Origin of the sequence: Pseudomonas citrullilanati (assembly GCF_030580855.1) — a bacterium.
Taxonomy (GTDB): Bacteria; Pseudomonadota; Gammaproteobacteria; order Pseudomonadales; family Pseudomonadaceae; genus Aquipseudomonas; species Aquipseudomonas citrulli.
Genome location: NZ_JAUQOP010000009.1, coordinates 52,917 through 70,607, shown reverse-complemented (window position 1 = coordinate 70,607; position 17,691 = coordinate 52,917). Strand labels below are relative to the sequence as shown.

At 64.9% G+C, this 17,691-nt stretch carries 14 protein-coding genes; 1 reads left to right on the top strand and 13 read right to left on the bottom strand.

What is annotated here, in order from left to right; genetic code table 11:
• Nucleotide 1: 1 nt before the first annotated feature.
• From Q6A48_RS09095 to Q6A48_RS09040, 12 genes are read right to left on the bottom strand one after another with little or no spacing between them, the layout of a single operon-like run.
• Nucleotides 2–1,306, bottom strand: a complete 1,305-nt coding sequence (locus tag Q6A48_RS09095; RefSeq protein WP_304553698.1) for a lipopolysaccharide biosynthesis protein — start codon at nucleotides 1,304–1,306, stop codon at nucleotides 2–4.
• Nucleotides 1,303–2,307: a polysaccharide deacetylase family protein gene (locus Q6A48_RS09090; protein WP_304553697.1), complete on the bottom strand. Its 1,005-nt coding sequence runs from the start codon at nucleotides 2,305–2,307 to the stop codon at nucleotides 1,303–1,305. Before Q6A48_RS09090 ends, Q6A48_RS09095 begins: the two co-directional genes overlap by 4 nt.
• Before the next feature lie 15 nt (nucleotides 2,308–2,322).
• Nucleotides 2,323–3,459, bottom strand: coding sequence for a glycosyltransferase family 2 protein (locus Q6A48_RS09085; protein WP_304553696.1), 1,137 nt, complete (start codon nucleotides 3,457–3,459; stop codon nucleotides 2,323–2,325).
• Entirely contained in the window at nucleotides 3,452–4,411 is a 960-nt protein-coding gene (locus Q6A48_RS09080; protein WP_304553695.1) for a glycosyltransferase, read from the bottom strand. The genes Q6A48_RS09085 and Q6A48_RS09080 overlap by 8 nt, the downstream gene beginning before the upstream one ends.
• Complete coding sequence (locus Q6A48_RS09075) at nucleotides 4,408–5,778, bottom strand: O-antigen ligase family protein (protein ID WP_304553694.1); 1,371 nt, start codon at nucleotides 5,776–5,778, stop codon at nucleotides 4,408–4,410. The genes Q6A48_RS09080 and Q6A48_RS09075 overlap by 4 nt, the downstream gene beginning before the upstream one ends.
• A complete protein-coding gene (locus Q6A48_RS09070) occupies nucleotides 5,775–6,878 on the bottom strand; it encodes a glycosyltransferase family 4 protein (RefSeq protein ID WP_304553693.1) in 1,104 nt (367 codons plus the stop codon). Before Q6A48_RS09070 ends, Q6A48_RS09075 begins: the two co-directional genes overlap by 4 nt.
• Nucleotides 6,875–8,467, bottom strand: coding sequence for a GumC family protein (locus Q6A48_RS09065; protein WP_304553692.1), 1,593 nt, complete (start codon nucleotides 8,465–8,467; stop codon nucleotides 6,875–6,877). Before Q6A48_RS09065 ends, Q6A48_RS09070 begins: the two co-directional genes overlap by 4 nt.
• Before the next feature lie 2 nt (nucleotides 8,468–8,469).
• Nucleotides 8,470–9,522, bottom strand: coding sequence for a polysaccharide biosynthesis/export family protein (locus Q6A48_RS09060; RefSeq protein WP_304553691.1), 1,053 nt, complete (start codon nucleotides 9,520–9,522; stop codon nucleotides 8,470–8,472).
• 20 nt (nucleotides 9,523–9,542) lie between these two features.
• On the bottom strand, nucleotides 9,543–10,187 hold the full coding sequence (locus tag Q6A48_RS09055) for a CpsD/CapB family tyrosine-protein kinase (RefSeq protein ID WP_304553690.1): 645 nt from the start codon (nucleotides 10,185–10,187) through the stop codon (nucleotides 9,543–9,545).
• A complete protein-coding gene (locus Q6A48_RS09050) occupies nucleotides 10,188–10,934 on the bottom strand; it encodes a sugar transferase (RefSeq protein WP_304553689.1) in 747 nt (248 codons plus the stop codon). It lies immediately after the preceding gene.
• On the bottom strand, nucleotides 10,931–12,001 hold the full coding sequence (locus tag Q6A48_RS09045; RefSeq protein WP_304553688.1) for an NAD-dependent epimerase: 1,071 nt from the start codon (nucleotides 11,999–12,001) through the stop codon (nucleotides 10,931–10,933). Before Q6A48_RS09045 ends, Q6A48_RS09050 begins: the two co-directional genes overlap by 4 nt.
• A complete protein-coding gene (locus Q6A48_RS09040) occupies nucleotides 11,998–13,362 on the bottom strand; it encodes a UDP-glucose dehydrogenase family protein (RefSeq protein WP_304553687.1) in 1,365 nt (454 codons plus the stop codon). The genes Q6A48_RS09045 and Q6A48_RS09040 overlap by 4 nt, the downstream gene beginning before the upstream one ends.
• A gap of 427 nt (nucleotides 13,363–13,789) precedes the next feature.
• On the opposite strand from Q6A48_RS09040, the gene Q6A48_RS09035 reads away from it, so the two are divergent.
• Complete coding sequence (locus tag Q6A48_RS09035; protein ID WP_304553805.1) at nucleotides 13,790–15,487, top strand: sulfatase-like hydrolase/transferase; 1,698 nt, start codon at nucleotides 13,790–13,792, stop codon at nucleotides 15,485–15,487.
• 181 nt (nucleotides 15,488–15,668) lie between these two features.
• Here Q6A48_RS09035 and Q6A48_RS09030 read toward each other — a convergent pair whose 3' ends face one another.
• A complete protein-coding gene (locus tag Q6A48_RS09030; RefSeq protein WP_304553686.1) occupies nucleotides 15,669–17,585 on the bottom strand; it encodes an acyltransferase family protein in 1,917 nt (638 codons plus the stop codon).
• Nucleotides 17,586–17,691: the final 106 nt, after the last annotated feature.

Here is a 17,691-nt window from a genome sequence, read left to right as displayed (position 1 = left end):
CTCATGCCGATTTCCCTGTCAGCATCTGGCGCATCGGCAGCAAGTCGCTGGGCAGGATGATCAGCGTCTGCCACAACCCCACGCCGCTGAGGCGGCAATACATCGCCAGCAGCGCCAGGGTCACGCCCAGGTAGGCGATGGATGAGGCGGCCGCGGCACCGACGATGCCGTAGCCTGGGATCAGCAGCACATTCAGCGCCAGGTTCAACAGGGCACCCAGGCCCATCCACAGCGAGACGGCGCCGGGCCGGTCCTTTCCCAGCAGGTCCAGGCGCAGGATGCTCGCGTAGCACAGCCCGAACAGCCCCGGCAGCAGCGCCAGCAGGGCCGGATACGCCGGCCGGTAGGCGGCGCCGAACAAGGTGACGATCAGCCATTCGCCGATCAGGGCCATGCTCAGGCAGGCCCCCAGCATCACCGTGGCGGTCAGGCGCAAGGCCAGGGGCGTCAGGCGCTGCATGTCGCGGTCCTGTTGCAACAGGCGTTTCATCAGCGGGGTAGTGACCGCTTCCGGCACGATCAGCAGCAGTTCGGCGGCGGCGCTGGCCATGGCGTAGTGTCCCAGGGCGGTGCTGCCCAGCAGGGCGCCGATGAACAGGTAGTCGGAACGCAATATCACTTGCTGGAACAGCAGGTCCGGGTGACTGCGGGCACCGTAGCGCAGCAGCTCGTTCTGGCCGTTGCGATCCCATTGCAGGGTGACGTCCTGGTCCCGGCGCAGCCAGACCCAGCCGGCCAGCACCACCAGGCTCAGGCCGGCCAGCCAACTGATGAGCGCCGCTTCCAGGGCCGCCTCTTTCCACAGCCAGAACAACGCCACGAACAACACCAGCGGCACCAGGGATTCCATCAGGCGCAAGGCATTGAAGGCGCCGACGCCACCGGACGCGTTGTGCAGGGTCAGCAGGCCACTCTTGAGCACGGTCAATGGCACGGCGAGCAACAGCAGCCAGGCCAGCAGGCCCAACTGGGTGGTGACGTCGAGGTCGGCGCCGAATTCGCGCACCAGCGCCACCACCAGCAAGGTCAACAAGCCGGCCAGCAGGCAGCCGAACACCAACACCTGGCTGAGCAACAGCCCCATCGACCGTTGCTGCGCCGCCTGGTAGCCGACAGCGGTGTTCAAGCCGCCACTGGTGGCGGCGCTGATGAGGTCCGGCAGGGTGCTGAGCAAGGCGAACAGGCCCCGCTCGCTGGGGCCGAGAATCCGTGCCAGCAGCACGTTGCGCAGCAAACGCAGGCCAATCATCGCCAGGCGCGTGCCCATGCTCAGAAACAGATGCTTGATGTAATGACCACGGCTCATGAGCGTGTCCCTCGGCGAATTCGCCAGGCGAGCAGTTCGGGGTGACGGGCGTTGCGCTGGCTGACGCCGAAGCGCGGCAGGTTCAAGGGATCGCCGTCGGGGCGGTACAGGCCGGTCTCGGTGCCCAGGGCAAACGGATAACCGTGGGCGGCCACCTGCTGGCGCACGCGCGCGTCGTGGTTGCCGTTGGGGTAGCAATACACCGGCAGCGGTTGGGCGCAGCCGTTTTCCAGGGCGATGCGGCTGCGGGACAGCTCTTCATGCAGGCGCTGGTCGTCCAGCCCGGTGAGGATCGCGTGGCTGGCGCCATGGGGGCCGAAACGGATCAGCCCGGAGTCTTCCAGCATGCGCACCTGGGACCAGTCCAGGGCCTGGGGCTGGGTACCCTGGGGGCAGGCTTCGGTGAGGTCGCTCAGCACGTGCGGGTCGAGGCTCTTGAGGCTTTGCAGAAAGTGCGCGAGCGCCAGGCTGCGGCGGTCGTCGTCCACGTCATCGAGCATCACCGGCAGCGGCCGGCCGGCCTGGTGCAAGTGTTCGATCAACGTGTGCCGGGCCACTTGGCCGTGGCTGCCCCAGAGGGTTTCGCCGAGGGTTTCCCACCAGAAGTGTTGACGGCTGCCGATGAAGTCGGTGGACAGGAAAATGCTCGCCGGCACCTGGTATTGGCGCAGCAGGGGAAAGGCGTTCATGGCGTTGTCGCGCCAGCCGTCGTCGAAGGTCAGGGCCACCCGTGGACGGTTGGGCACGTGTTCCGGGTCGGCCAGCAGCAGGGTCATCAAGGGCACGCATTCGAAATGCTCTTGCAACCAGACCAGCAAGTGCTCGAAGGCTTCCGGGCCGACACACAGTTCGTTGCGGTGGGGCAGTTCGGCGGCGCGGTCGTTGCTCAGGACCCGGTGCAGCATCAGGATCACCCCGGCGCCGCGCAACGGACCGCGACCCAGGGCGGTGTTCAGGTACAGCCAGCCGCCGGTGCGCTTGAGAATGTGTTTGATCGACATCGGCCATTCTCCTTTTCAGCGGTTCTGCTCGGGGTTCCATTGGCTGTAGCGCTGGCCCCGCAGAAACTTCCACAGCCCGATGCTCATGCCCACCAGCGTCACCAGCACGAACGCGGCCAGGCGAAAGGGCCGGGGCAGGCGGTGCTGGGAGTCCACCAGCCCGAGCAGCGCCATGCCGTAGCCCAGCACCTGCGCCAGCAGGGTCAGGCGATAGAACGGGTGTGCGTCCCACAGCCAGGCGTTGCTCAGCAACAACGGCAGCAGCAACACCGGCGCCAGGCGGCGGATCAGCTTGTGGCTGATCAAGCCGATGGCGTAGAGCCCATGGCGCAGCGGGTTGAGCAGTGCCCGCCGCTGGGCCAGGCTCTGCAGGCCGCCGACAGTGACCCGCTGGCGGCGACGCAATTGCTTGTCGGCCTCGTCCACGCCCTGGTCGAGCACCCGGGCCCGCGGCGCGTAGACGATGCTCTTGCCGGCGGCCGGTGCGCAGGTACTGAGGAAGAAGTCATCGTTGACCTGCGCCGGTATCGGTTCGAACAGTTCGCGCCGCAGGGCCAACAGCGCACCGTCGGCCGAGACCATGCAGCCGGTGCGACTTTCCACCCGGCGCAGCCAGCCTTCGTAGTGGCGATACAGGCTGTCGCCCAGGCTCAGGCCCTTGCCGGGCACGGGGATTTCCATGTGCCCGGCACAAGCGCCGACTTCCGGATCGCCCAGTGGCGCCAGCAAGTGGCCGAGGGTGTCGGTGGCCCATTGGTTGTCGGCATCGGTGAACACCAGGATCGCACCGCGGCTATGGGCGACCCCGGTATTGAGGGCGGCGGCCTTGCCCTGGCGGGGCAGGTCGAGCACGGTGATGCGCGGGTCCGCCACCTGGCGGGCGCAGGCCACGGTGTCGTCGGTGGAGCCGTCGCTGGCCAGGATGATCTGCAGCGAATGGGCCCGGTAGTCCTGGGCCAGCAGGGTGCGCAACTTTTCTTCGATATGCCGCGCCTCGTTGTGCGCGGCGATCACGATGCTGACGTCCATCGGCAACGCCTTGCCGTAGTAGCGGACCGGAAACAGCGGCGCCAGCAGGCTCAATATCACGGGGTAGCCGAGGTAAGCGTACACCGGCAGTAACAGGCACAACCAGTAGATGAATTCAGCCACGGGCGGGTCTCCTGACGTTCCAATGACAAAGGTTGAGCAACAGCGCGGCACCGGTCAGGCGCAGGCGCACCCCATGCAAGGCCCACAGTTGCAGGGTCAGGCGCGGGTCACGCCGGCTCTGGCGCAGGCTGAGCAGCAGCGGTGGCAGTGCGGTGACCAGCAACAGCAGCAAGGCCAGGCGCCATTGGCCCTGGAGCGCGGCGAGCAGGGCCAGGGCATCCAGCGCCCAGGCGCCCACGGACAACGCCGGAAAGCGCAATAACCGCAGGCTCGGGCCGTGGCTGCGCAGCAGTTGCAGGTGGCTGCCCTGGCGCCACAACTCCTTGCTCATCCATTCGCGCCAACTGCCCTCGTAGCCCCAGTGCAGGGCCACGCTTTCGTTGACCAGCAACAACTGGGCGCCGGCCTGGCGCAGGCGCAAGGAAAAATCCTTGTCTTCGCCGGTGCGCAGGGTTTCGTCGAAGCCACCGACCTGGGCGAACCAGTTGCGCCGCATCAACAGGTTGGCGCTGGGTAGCCACTGCACCCGGTGCAGGCGATGGGTCCCCGGCCGCTGGCTGCGGCGCTGCCAGGCCTCGGCGAACCAGGGGGCGTGGCGCGGTGTGTCCAGATCCAGGCCAAGCACATCGCCCTGGTGGCCTTCGAGTTCCAGCAGCAGCTTGAGCCAGTTGGCCGGCATCTCGATGTCGGCGTCGATGAAGGCCAGCCAGTTGCCGTGGGCCACCGCCGCGCCGCGATTGCGCAGCGCGCCGATGTGCACGCCGGGCACGATCAGCACCCGTGCGCCCAGCTCGCTGGCGATGCGCGGGCCGTGGTCGTCGGAGCCGTTGTCCACCACGATCAGCTCGCATTCCAGTTGCGCTTGGCGCGCGGCTTCCCGGGCCGCCAGCAGGGTGCGACCAATGTGCCGGGCCTCGTTGTACATCGGGATGACAATGCTGATCCGGTTCATGGGTGAGCCTCCCGTGGCCCGGCCTGTTCGGCTTCGTGGCGCAACACGCTGGTGAGGGCGAGCATGATCCACAGCAGCTTGTGGTTCGGTGCGCTGAGGAACATCAGGAACAGCGTCAGTGACAGGAAGCTCATGCCCAGGTGCGTCAGCAGGTCGGCCTGGGCCCAGTCCCGCCGCTGCAGCCAGAGTTGACGGGCGCGCAGCAGGTTGTACAGGCCAAGGCCGAGCATGCCGACGAACATCAGGCCGCCCGGGATGCCGATCTCGCTGAAGATTTCCAGGTAGGTGTTGTGGGCCCGGCGATACAGGTCCCCCAACTTGCGATTGGCCGAGAACGCCTTGGCATAACCGGTGGGCGCGTAGTGCAGGGGGAAGGTCCCCGGGCCCGAGCCCAGCACCGGGTTCTCGCGGATCATCTGGCTGCCGACCACGATGTACGAAGCGCGTCGCCCGAGGGACTCGTCCTTGTGGGCACTGGCGCCGGCGCTGAGGATGCTCAACGACTGGATGCGTTCCACATAGCCGGCCGGCATCACCGCGATCGCCAGCGGGATCATCAGCGCCAGGCCGAGCATCGCGAACCCCAGGTGTCGCGGACGGATCCGCGGCAGCTGCGCACGGTAGTGGTACAGGCCGATGATCAGGCTGAGCAGCAGCACCACCAGCCCCGAGCGTGACTCGGTCTTGGTCATGCCGCCCAGCAGCAGGACGAAACAGCCAGCCCAGAACAACCGGTACAACAGGTACGGGCCCCGTACGATCAGCAACAAGGTCAGCGGCATGGTGAAGGCGATCAGCAGGGCGAAGGCGTTCGGGTCTTCCAACAGGCCGGACGCGCGTCCCTGGTCCTGGTATTTGGCCGAGAACATCGCGAGCACGCAGGTGGTGGTCACGCTCAACGTCACCAGGCGGCTGAACATCTCCAGGTCCAGTTCGCGGCCGATCAGCAGCGTGATGCCGAACAGGATCAAGCCGACGCTCAGTTCGCGAAAATGGGTCATGGACAGGTCCATGTTTTCCGACAGCAGCATGCTCAGCCCATACAACGCCAGGAAGCCGAGCAGCGGCCGCCAGATGTTGCTGCGCAGGCGCGTGGCGGGCAGTTGGTGCACGGCCAGTTGCAACATCAGGATCAGTGCCAGGGCCAGGCCGAAGAACTTGGTGCCGGAGAACGCGTTGTCCTTGAATAGGCCTTCGAACGGCACCAGGGCGGCGATGCCCAGCAGCCCCCACCCGGGCTTGCGGTACAGCACGGCGACACCGACCAGGCCCAGCACCGCGCCGGGGGCCAGGAACGGATAAGTGCTGGCCAGCAATGCCAGGCAGACCAGGCCCAGCAGGCTGATGATCGAGAGCGGGACGATCATGGGCGGGCCTCCTGTGCCGTGCGGATGTACAGCTGTGACCAGCGCTCGGCCAGCGTGCGCAGGTCGTAGCGGTCCTGTTGGGTGCGCCGGGCGTTGTCGGCGAGGATCCGCGCCAGGGGCGGTTCGCTGAACAGGGTTTCGATCTGCTGGGCCAGTGCCTGGCTGTCGGCCGGTGTCGCAAGCAGGCCGTTGTGCCGGTCTTGCAGGACATCGGGGATGCCGCCGACGCCGAACGCCACCACTGGTACACCGGCCTGCATGGCTTCGAGCAGGATCATCGGCGTGCCCTCGGTGCGCGAGCTGATCACCAGGGCGTCGAGGCGACTCCACCAGGCGTTCATGTCGGTCTGGTAGCCCGGCAGCTCGATGCGCGTCTGTAGCCCTGCGTCGTTGATGCGCTTGAGCAGGGCCTGGCGTTCCGGGCCGTCGCCGAGCATCACCGCATGCAGCGACGTGTGTCGCTGGCATAGGGGGATCATCGCGTCGAGGAACAGGTCCGGGCCTTTCTCGCTGCTCAAGCGACCGACGTAGCCAACCCGCCAGCGCTGCTCATCGGCCCGATGGGCTGGCGGCGCGGCAACCGCCGGCAGGCCGTTGGGGATCACGTCGAGTTTTTCCGCACGCACGCTGGCCTGGCGGTGCAGGGCGGCGATGCTCTCGGCCACGCAGACCACCCGCTTGACCGAGCCGGTGCGGCACAGCTGCAAGCTCAACCAGGTATAGAAACGCTGCTTGGGGCTGCGCGGGGTGAAGCCGTGCTGGGTGATCACCAGTGGCAGGCGCAGCAACGTGGCGGCGGACCAACCGAACAACAGGCCCTTGAAGTTGTGGGTGTTGATCAGCGGACGTTCGTCGCGGCGCTGGCGCAGGTGCTGCACCAGCTCGGCCCAAGTGGCGCAGTGACGGCAGTCGACGCCGGCCTGGCGAAAGCGCGTGATCAAGGTTGGCGGCGCCGCCAGGAACAGCACCTGGTGCTGTCCGGGCGTGGCCAGGCAATGATCGAGCAACATCCGCTCGGCGCCGTAGAAGCCGCCGCTGTCGAGCAGGTGAATGATCGACAGGGGGCTTTCGTGGCGGGCCGGGCCAAACGGCGCGTTCAATTGCGCACCCAATGGACCAGGCTGGGCAGGCTCCAGTTGCGGTGCGGGTTGACCTGGTCGGGGGACTGCTCGTTGATCACCAGCAGCACCGGTACGTCCAGTTGCTGGCTGATCTGTGCCGGATGCTTGAAGCGATGGTCGAAGAACTCACGCACGTAGACCAGGGCAATCGCCAGCAACAGGCCGCTGAACAGGCCGAACGCAACGATCAGCATCGGCTTGGGGAACGCCGGGGCGGTCGGTTCGAAGGGCGGGCTCAGGACCCGGGCGTTGGACAGGTCGCTGTCCAGCGAGCGGGCAGTGCTGGCTTCGGCGAAGCGTTGGGCATAGGTGGAGAACGCCGCATGCAGCGCGTCGATCTCGGTGTCCATCTGCCGCAGTTTGCTCTGGGTTTCCTGCAATTGGTGGATCCGCTCCTTGAACGCGGCGATGCGCTCGAGCTTCTGGTTGATCACCGAGGTGACCACGGCCAGGTCGGTGGTGCGTTCCTGGATCCGGTTGTTCACCACCTTCAGGAATTGCTGGCGGGTGCGCACGATCTGGTCCCGGGCCAGCAGCATCGGTTCGCTGCCAGGTTGGAAGATCGCCAGGTCGTTCATGTAGCGGCTGACTTGCCCGGTCAGTTGCTCGCCCAGCTGTTTGATTTCCCGGTCTTCGAAGGCGATGTTGTCCACGGTGGTGGTGAAGGTGAACGGGAAGGTGTAGTCGTTGAACCGCGAGCTGTTCGCCGATGCCAGGCTGGTCTTGAGGTAGTCGAGCCAGCGTTGGCTTTGCAGCAGGCGATCCTGGAACAGGTTCAGGGCTTGTTCCTCGGTGTTGATGGCGTTCAGGCGGAAAGTGATTTCCTCCTTCGGATCCGCCGAGCCAACCCCTTCGAGCAAGGCCAGGCGCGTGCCTTCCAGCCCATCGAGGCGATGCTGGTACTGGCTTTTCTTTTGCTCGTAGAAGGTTTGCGGCAGCTCGATCGATTGCAGGTCCTGGCGGCTCGAGAGGTAGTTCTGCAGCAGCTGTGCGACGAATCGCGTGCCCTGGGCCGGATCGCCGAAGCTGTAGATGATGGAGATGACGTTGGAGCCCGGCAGGGTCTCGATCTTGAGGTTGGCGACGGCCTCGTCGGTGAGGGTATCGAGCACGGTGTCGCGCACCGGATCCACCTCCAGCCCCAGCGCGTCACGCAGCGGATTGATCACGTACGCGCGCAGTGGCGTGGTGACGTAGCGCTTGAACGGATCGCTCACCCATTTGTTGAAGATGCCGGGGCTGGGGGTGTATTCGCCCTGGTCGCGCAAGGTGCTGATGGTCTGCCGGATCAAGGCCGGCGAACGCAGGATATTGCTTTCGGTTTCCATGTCCGCCAGGGACGGTGGAATGAACGTGGCGTTTTCCTGGTTCAGCGACGTGGTCGCGTCGCCCTGGGAGATTTTCTTCGACTGCACGATCACCTGGGCGGTGATATCGAAGCTCTGCTTGAGCATCAGCGGCAGCACCAGGGCAATCACGGCGAAAACCAGGAAGACACGCTTCACCCACTGCTTGTTGGCGAAGAAGATCCGGAAGAACTCATGCAGATAATTTTCCTTGGGATTCATGATCAGTTACCTGTTGCAGGAGTGTTGGATCTGTTGCTGTTGTCGCCTTTGCTGTCGAGGCGGTAGCCGAAGCTGACGCCCATGCCCTGGAACAGCACCACGTCGGCCAGTTGCCGGGCCAGCTCGCCGGCGCTGGCCAGCTTGGTCTTGGGCACGAAGAGCATGTCTTCGGGTTGCAGGTAGGCGATTTGCGAGGCGTCGCCGCTCAGGGCTTTTTCCACGTCGTAGTGACGGGCTTCGACCTGGTTGCCGTTGCGGCGCATGATCACCACCGAATCGAGCCGGGCCTTGATGTTGGTGCCGCGGGCCAGGGTCAGCGCCTCGAGCACCGAGATCGGCCGGCGGATCGGATAGGAACCGGGCTGGGCCACTTCGCCGAGGACGTAGATCTCGTTGCCGGCGGTGGACTTGAGCAGCACATCGACGGTCATGTGCCCGGGCAGTTGGGCGTAGCGCTCATTGAGGAAGGCTTCCAGCTGGGTGACCGTCATGCCTTGCAGCGGCACGGAACCGATTTCCGGAAAGCTCGCGTAGCCGTCCCGGCCGACGATGATTTCCCGGCTCATGCCGGTGCCGGGGTGGCTCAGGGTGTTGCGCAGGTTGTTCTCGCCGGCCAGCGGGCTGGTCACCTGCACGGTCAACTGGTTGCGATTGGGCTGGAAGAGCATTTTCTGGTCGTAGGCCCGTTGCACCGCGAGGCGGGCTTCGTCGGTGGTCAAGCCGGCGACCTTGACCGAGGTGTTGGCGCCCGGCAGTTCGATGCTGCCATCGGGCATGACCTGCTGCGTGCCATTGAGCTGGCTGGCGGCGGTGAAGTTCAGCGCCACCTGGTCGCCCGATTGCACACGGTAGGACTGGGGACCGGTGGTGCTGATGTGAAAGATCACGTCGAGCACGTCCTGGGGCCGCAGGGTCTGTTCGACCTTGGGCATGTCGGTGGCCTGGGCGTTGGCCGGCGCGGCGGTGAGTATCTGCACCGGCATCGAGCGGGTATCGGTGGTGCTGGAGCAACCGGCGAGCGGCAGCAACAGCAGGACAAGCATTCTGGCGTTCATCTCGTCATCCTTCTGCACGCTTACAGGTTGTTGTAGAGCCATTTGGGCATGTAGTACTTGCGCCGGTTGAACACGCTGCCCACCACTTTCGCGCCGGCCTGGGACAGGCGCTGACGGGCGGCCTGGGCCACTTCCCAGCGGGTGTCTTCACCGCGCACCACCAGCACCACGCCGTCCACCTGGGTACTGAGCACCAGGGTGTCGCTGGCCGAATACACCGCGTCGGCGTCGATCACCACGAAGCGGTACTGCGCCGCCAGTTGCCGGAACAGCGGGCGCAGTTGCTCGGGGTTCAGGCGTTCGGCATTGCGCCCCAGGCGACCGATCGGCAGGAAGTCGAAAGGCAGGCTGGAGACCTGTACCACGCAGTCCTGCAGCAAGGGCGGGGCGAGGCTGTTGAACAGCAGGTCGCTGAAGCCGCGCTCCTTGTACAGCGACAGTTGCTGGCTGAGGTTGCGCGGCGAGTGGCTGGCATCCACCAGCAACACGCGGCCACTGCTCATCTGCGCCAGTTGGGCGGCCAGCGCCATGGCGCTGGTGCTGGTTCCGGTGCCGGTATTGGCGGCCGTGAGCAGCAGTATCCGCAAGGAAGGGTCGAGCACGGTCGAGGTCAGGTTGGTCTCGCTCGGGCTTGCTATGGTGAGAATATTCGTCGAACCGTCCATTTAACTCGCTCCGTGGCCGCTGAACACTTTGAAGGGGGTCATCATCAGGATCTTCAAATCCAGCATCAGGCTTTGCTCGGCGATGTAGCTGAGGTCCAATTCCACGCGCTGGTCGAAGTCGATATTGCTGCGCCCGGAGATCTGCCAAAGGCCGGTCATGCCGGGGTAGATGCTCAGGCGCACAAGGTGGTTGTCCTTGTAGCGATAGGCGTTGAACGAGGTGGGCCGCGGGCCCACCAGGCGCATGTCGCCGGTCACTACGTTGATCAGGTTCGGCAGTTCGTCGAGGCTGCTGCGTCGCAGGAACCGGCCGATGGGGGTAATGCGCGGGTCGTTGTCGATCTTGAAGTCGATGGCGTCGACGCCGTGTTTGTTGAGGTGGCGCAGGGACTCCTTGAGGGCCTCCGCGTCGGCGACCATGGTGCGAAACTTGTACATGCCAAAGACCCGGCCGCGATAGCCGGTGCGCTTCTGCACGAACAGCACCGGGCCGGGGCTCGAGAACTTGACCAGCAGCGCCAGGCCCAGCAGCAGCGGGCAGAGCATCACCAGGATCGTCAGGGCGCCGAGGCAGGCCACCACCCGGTTGGTGCGCGAGACTGTCCAGGGCCGGCCGCCGTCGCGACCGGTCAGCCAGCCCCGGCCTTGCCGGTGGATGGCGGCGTCGAGGCGCCTGCGGTGCTCGGGGTCGACACGCTTGTCGCGTCCGAGGGTGTGGGTCGGTAGGTCATGCTCATGTCGGGTCATAGACGCCTCCGCTGAGGTTCATCCGCAAGTTCAGCCGCGAGCGGCGGGTGGGCACCAGGCAATGCGTAGTAATCCAGGAACCAGGCGATGAAGCGGCCCAGGCCTTCGTCCAGTTCGATACGCGGCTGGAACCCGGTGGCCCGCGCCAGGCCACTGGCGTCGGCGCAGGTGTTGAGTACGTCCCCGGCTTGCAGGGGCAGCAGTTCGATGCGGGCGCGGCGGCCCAGGTGTTTTTCCAGCAAGGCCACGTAGGTGCGCAGCGCCACCGGGTGCTGCCCGCCGATGTTGAAGATCCGCCAGGGCGCCCGGCTGGTGGCCGGGCCCGGTTGTGCGCAAGCGTCTTGTGGCGTGGCCTGGGGAGGAAGGTCGATCAGCCGGGCGATGCTTTCGATGATGTCGTCGATGTAGGTGAAATCCCGTTGGTGCTCGCCATGGTTGAACAGCGACAGCACCCGACCTTCGGTGATGGCGCGGGCGAACTGGATCGGCGACATGTCGGGCCGGCCCCAGGGACCGTAGACGGTAAAAAAGCGCAGGCCGGTGCAGGGCAGGCCGAACAGGTGGCTGTAGCTGTGGGCCATCAGTTCGTTGGCTTTCTTGCTGGCTGCGTACAACGACAGCGGATGGTCGACGTTGTCTTGCTCCGAATACGGGGTGCGCGCGTTGGCGCCGTACACCGAGCTGGAGGAGGCGTAGATCAGGTGCCTGACCGGATGGCGGCGGCAGCTTTCCAGGATGTTCAGGAAACCGCCGAGGTTGCTGTCGACATAGGCCCGCGGGTTTTCCAGGGAATAGCGCACGCCGGCCTGGGCGGCGAGGTGGATCACCACGTCCGGGCGCTGGTGCTGGAACAGCGCGTCGATGGCCGGCGCGTCATTCAGGTCGATCCGCGCCAGCGGGAACTCGCCGACCTGCTCGTTCACCCAGGCCACGCGGTCGTGCTTGAGTTGCGGGTCGTAGTAGTCGTTGAAGTTGTCCAGCCCGCATACCCGATGGCCGTCGCGCAGCAGGCGCAGTACGCAATGGGCACCGATGAAACCGGCCGCGCCGGTCACCAGGACCTTCACGCTGGCGCCCCCGGTGCAAGGGTGTCTGGCAAGGTATGCCGCAGGCCGATGCCGCGGTACAGCAACCCCGCGGCGGCCAGGTGTTCGGGGTTGTACAGGTTGCGCCCATCGATGATCACCCGGGCGCGCAGCTTGCTGGCCAGCAGGTCGAAGTCCACCACGCGGAAGTTCTTCCACTCGGTGCAGATCACCAGGGCGTCGGCGTCCTCCAGGGTGTCATCGCGGGTGGCGCACAGGTTCAGGTCCTTGCGATAGCCATAGAGACGACGGCATTCGGACATCGCTTCCGGGTCGTAGGCCTGGACCCGGGCGCCTTCGCGCCACAGCGCTTCCATCAGGTAGCGGCTGGGGGCTTCGCGCATGTCATCGGTGTTGGGCTTGAACGCCAGGCCCCAGATGGCAATCGACTTGCCGGCCAGGCCGTCGGGGAACTGCTTGGCGAGTTTCTCGAAGAGGATGTGCCGCTGGCTGTCATTGACGTCGGTGACGCTGCGCAGCAGGCGCAGGGGCATGCCGCTTTGTTCGGCGGTGTGCAGCAGGGCCCGCAGGTCCTTGGGGAAGCACGAGCCGCCGAAGCCGCAACCGGGGTAGATGAAGTGGTAGCCGATGCGCGGGTCCGAGCCGATCCCCTTGCGCACCGCCTCGATGTCGGCACCCAGGCGTTCGGTGAGGTTGGCCAGTTCGTTCATGAAGCTGATGCGCGTGGCAAGCATCGCATTGGCCGCGTACTTGGTCAGCTCGGCGCTGCGATTGTCCATGAACATCAGTTTTTCGTGGTTGCGGCAGAAGGGCGCGTAGAGCTCGCTCATCTGGTCGCGGGCCAGCGGGTCGGCAGTGCCGACGATGATCCGGTCCGGGCGCATGCAATCGGCGAGGGCGCTGCCTTCCTTGAGGAATTCGGGGTTGGACACCACGCGCACGTTCAACTGTTTCAGGCCCCGGCGCGCCAACGCCTGGCGGGCGCATTCGGTGACCTTGTCGGCCGTGCCCACCGGCACCGTGGACTTGATGATCAGGGTGCGGTCGCTGTCCATGAAGTCGGCGATCTGGCGGGTGACGCCCAGCACATGGCTCAGGTCGGCCGAGCCGTCTTCGTCGGCGGGCGTGCCGACGGCGATGAAGATCAACTCGCCGTGATTGACCGCATCGCTGGCCTGGGAACTGAACGCCAGGCGTCCGGCCTTGATGTTCTCTTCGAGCAGGCCGGACAAGCCCGGTTCGCTGATGGGCGGGACCGCTTGTTGCAGTTGCCGGATCTTGTTCGGGTCGATGTCGATGCACAGCACGCGGTGGCCGACATCGGCCAGCGCGGCGGCCTGGATCAGCCCCACATACCCCGTTCCAAATACGCTCACGTCCATCTTCGGCGCGCCTCGCAAAAACCCGTTTATGTAACTCGGATGAAACTGTTAAGAGGGGGTATAGCGCAGCTTCAGAAAAGCGTGTCAGCAAAATGACAGTTGTCAGTGTTGGCAAAACTCGAAAGAACAGGGCCTTTTGATATCAAGTTATTGACTGTCATGGAAAAGTCTAGGTTTTAAAGGGTTTTACTGGGTTTTAAGAAAGCGATGAACGGTCATAGTCCATAGATTTTCCGATTTTATAAGGCAGAATCGTGTCATTTTTGGGCTAACTTTTTTTTGACGCGCTCGTTGGTCGGGGCATTTCTTGCACTTTGAAAGGTCGCTGCTAATGTGCAGAAACCAAGCGCGCGCGGGTGCAGGAAAAACAGTGTTTTCCCTGTGCTGGAACGCAGCTTCTCAACGTCGCGACATCGCCGAGAACGTCATGGGTCGATACCTCAAGGAACTGTTGCTGGTGCTGTACCTGGTCCGGGGGCACGAGTACTACCTCGACCGCCTGGGCGCGCTGGGCCTGGGGTTCGCCACGTTGCTGTTCGGCGCGATGTTCGCGGTGCTGGTGGTCGCGCTGTGGCTGGCCGCACACATTCGCCAGGCCCTGGTGCGGCATCTTTTCGCGCTGCTGATGTTCGTCTCGGCGGTGTTCTTCGAGGTCTACACCCGGGTCACCGACAGCTACCTGACCTACAGCCAGTTCGTGTCGCTGGTGTATTCGGGCGGGTTCATCCAGGAGGCGGCCTATCAGTACCGCGCGGTGATCATCAGTGCGATGGCCGCGGGGCTGCTGCTGTTGCTGGGGATCGGGCTCAAGCCGCGTCGGCGGCTGGCCATCCCCGGTTATCTGCCGGTCGCGGCGCCGGTGCTGGGCGTGCTGTTGCTCAGTGGCGTGCTGTTCGCGCGGGCCGGGGAGGGCGCCCGTGGGCTGCCAGTGATGTACACGCCGCTGGCCTACCTGAACCTGTTTCTCTACGAGGCCTGGCACAACACGGTCGGCCCTCGGGAACCGGTGCGCATCGCGCGGTCAACCGCGGCAATCAACCACGATATCGTGCTGATCATCGATGAAAGCATTGCCGGCAATTACCTCGACATCAACACCCCTTCCGGCGTGCACAGCGGCTTGCAGGCGGCGCCGGACGGCGTGGACATCTTCAACTTCGGCTATGCCGCCTCCATCGCCAATTGCAGCGCCGACACCAACGTCACCCTGCGCTACGGTGGCACCCGCGCCGACTACATCCGCATCAACAGCACCCTCCCATCGATCTGGCAGTACGCCAGGAAGGCCGGCCTGCGCACGGTCTACATCGACGCCCAGCGCACTGGCGGCAACCTGCAGAACCTGATGACCGACCTGGAAAAACAGGACATCGACACCTTCGTCCAATTCGACCAGGTCCGTGTGCGCGACCGCGACATGGCGGTCGCGGCGAAGTTGGTCGAATTGCTGAACGACGACCAGGCCGAACTGGTGGTGATCAACAAGATGGGTGCGCACTTCCCGGTCCACGACAAGTACCCCGACGAGTTCATGAGCTATCGACCGGCGCTGCCGCGTGGGCACTACCAGGATGTGGCCGATACGGGCCAGCGCGACGGTTTCAATGGCCAGAAGGACGATTGGCTGCTGTACCGCAATGCCTACCAGAACACCGTGCTGTGGAACGTCGGCGAATTCTTCAAGCGCATCTTCCAGCAGGCCGACCTGGACAATGCCGTGGTGATCTACACCTCCGACCATGGCCAGGACTTGCACGAGCGCGGCAACCCGGGCCTGAACACCCACTGCGGCGGCGACCCGGTGGCGGAGGAGGGATTGGTGCCGCTGGTGGTCATCCAGGGCAAGTCCTTGCACACCCTCGATTGGCGCGATGCCTTGGCGCAGAACAAGGACCGTTCGAGCCACTACAACATCTTCCCGACCCTGCTGCAGTTGATGGGCTACGACCCTGCCGGGGTCGAGGCGGTCTATGGAAGGTCCCTCGACCAACCCACCGATGACGACTTCACCTTCAACTACCGCTTCAATGCGCGCCTGGGCGCCAAGCCCGCCTGGCGGCACATCGACCTGGGCCACATTGTCACCCCGGCACCGGCCCAGGCGGAAATGGCGGCGGGGCACTGATTACCGCGCGCTCCGCGGGAGCGAAGGTGGAGGATCAGTAGCGGTGAGGCTGGCTGCGCCGTCGTCTTCGCGAGCAGGCTCGCTCCCACAGGTGTTTTGGGGGTGGCTCGGGATGTGTGTACGCCACCGGTCTTTTGTGGGAGCGAGCCCGCTCGCGAAAGCGGCAGCAAGGCCTACCCCCTTACCTTGTGGTGGCGATCGTGGCGGGACGGGCGGGGTCGTAGAGCAGGGAGAAGCCCCGGTCGCGCAATGTGCGGCCAATGAAGCGCGAGCCCACATCGTTCAGGTGCGCGTCATCGCGGTACAGCAACAGCCCGTCGATGATCGGGCTGCACAGCCCCGCCGGACAGATCACCGGGTTCGGGTCGATGAAGTGCACCTGCGGCAGCCTGGCGCGTATCCCGGCCCAGTACGGCGGCGGGGCGTCCTGCGGCGTCGAGCAGAGGCGGTCGGTGCCGAACATCAAGCGGCGTACCGGGCAGGTCGCGGCCTTGTCGATGTGCTGGTTGCCGAGGATGACGATGACCTGGCCGCTGTTGTCCGCGACCCGCTTGATGCTCGCTTCGATCATCTCCCCGGCCGCAGCGTCCCTTGGCCAGGCCCCGGCCAGCACGACGTAAGGGTAGTGGTGCTGCTCGATCAGCCCGAGCACGTGCGCGTTGCGCTCCATGCAATGGGCGATATACACGGTCGGGGCCTGGGCGGTGTAGGCGAAGATCGGCGGGCAGCCATCCAGGGTGTAGTCCATCAACCCGATACCGTTGGGTTTGGCCAGGATGTCGACCATGCCGGTGAAGTGATTGGCGAACGAGTCACCGACCATGATCCCGTCGAGCGACGCCTTGCGCGCGCCCAGCCGACATTGGGGGTTGGGCTCGGCGTCGTAGTGCGCATTGGGCTTGTGGCAGTCGCTGCGAAGCTTGTTCGGCTCCACCAGGGTCATGGCCTCGAGTGTCGCCACTTGCGGCACGAAACGCTGGGGGAAGCCGTTCCATTGCAGGCTCAGCGTCGCCACCACGGCGAGTGCCGCAGCCGGCATGATGAAGCGAAGGCCGAGTACGCGGGAAAACGGCAACTGTGCGCCGCTGCGTCGAAACGGCACCTCGACATAACGCCAGGACCACCAGGACAACGCGACCGACACCGCCAGCAGCGAGATTCCCACCGGCAGCGTCATGGCAATGCCGAGGTAATGGAGGTAGGCGATCAATGGCCAGTGCCACAGGTAAAGCGAGTAGGAAATCAGGCCGATGAACACCATGGGACGGTTGTCCAGCAGGCGGGATTGGGTCTGGGCGCCGGCCAGGATCAGCAGCGCCGCGCCCAGGCAGGGCATCAGGGCATTGAGGCCGGGGAAGGGCGATTCGGGGCTCAGGGTGAACAGGGAAACGCCGATCAACCCGGCCCCCGCCAACGCGCAGCCCACGGCGGCGCGGCGGCCGAGCGCCCGGGGTCGATAGAGATAGATACCCAGCGCGCCGCCCACCATCAACTCGAAAAAGCGCGTGGGCAACAGGTAGTAGGACGCGGTGACGAAGACATGGGTGGCGTACTCCGACAGGCCGATGGCCGCGACCACGCCGACCGCCAGCACGGCCAGCATGTAGCGGGGCGCCAGCCGGTAGAGCGCCAGGAGCAGCAGCGGCCAGATCACGTAGAACTGTTCCTCGATACCCAGCGACCAGGTGTGCAGCAGCGGCGCTTCGCTGGCGTCCGCCGCGAAATAGTTGCCGTACTTCATCCAGATGTAGATGTTCGACACCCCGAGCAGGGAGAGCAGCGCGCTGACGTTGAGCCGGGTCAGGTCGGCCGGGGAAAGGATGACGACTCCGGCGACCACACTGGCCAGCAACACCGTCGCCAGCGCCGGGACGATGCGGTTGATGCGTCGTTGATAAAAACGCTCGATGGAAAAGGCGTGGTGCTTGATCTCGGCAAACACTTGGGAGGTGATGAGAAAACCCGAGATGACGAAGAAAATGTCCACCCCCTCGAATCCGCCCGGGAGCAGCCTGGTGTTGAGGTGATGGATCAGTACGGCAATGACGGCAACGGCGCGAAGCCCATCGATATCGCGACGGTAGTGGGTGTGGGGCATGTCGATGGGCATCCTTGAAAAAGGAAGTCGGCCAGGTTCGTCATATTCATGACGGTCATCCTGATGCTCTTTAAACGGCGTGCATTACTGATTGATTGATAGCTGA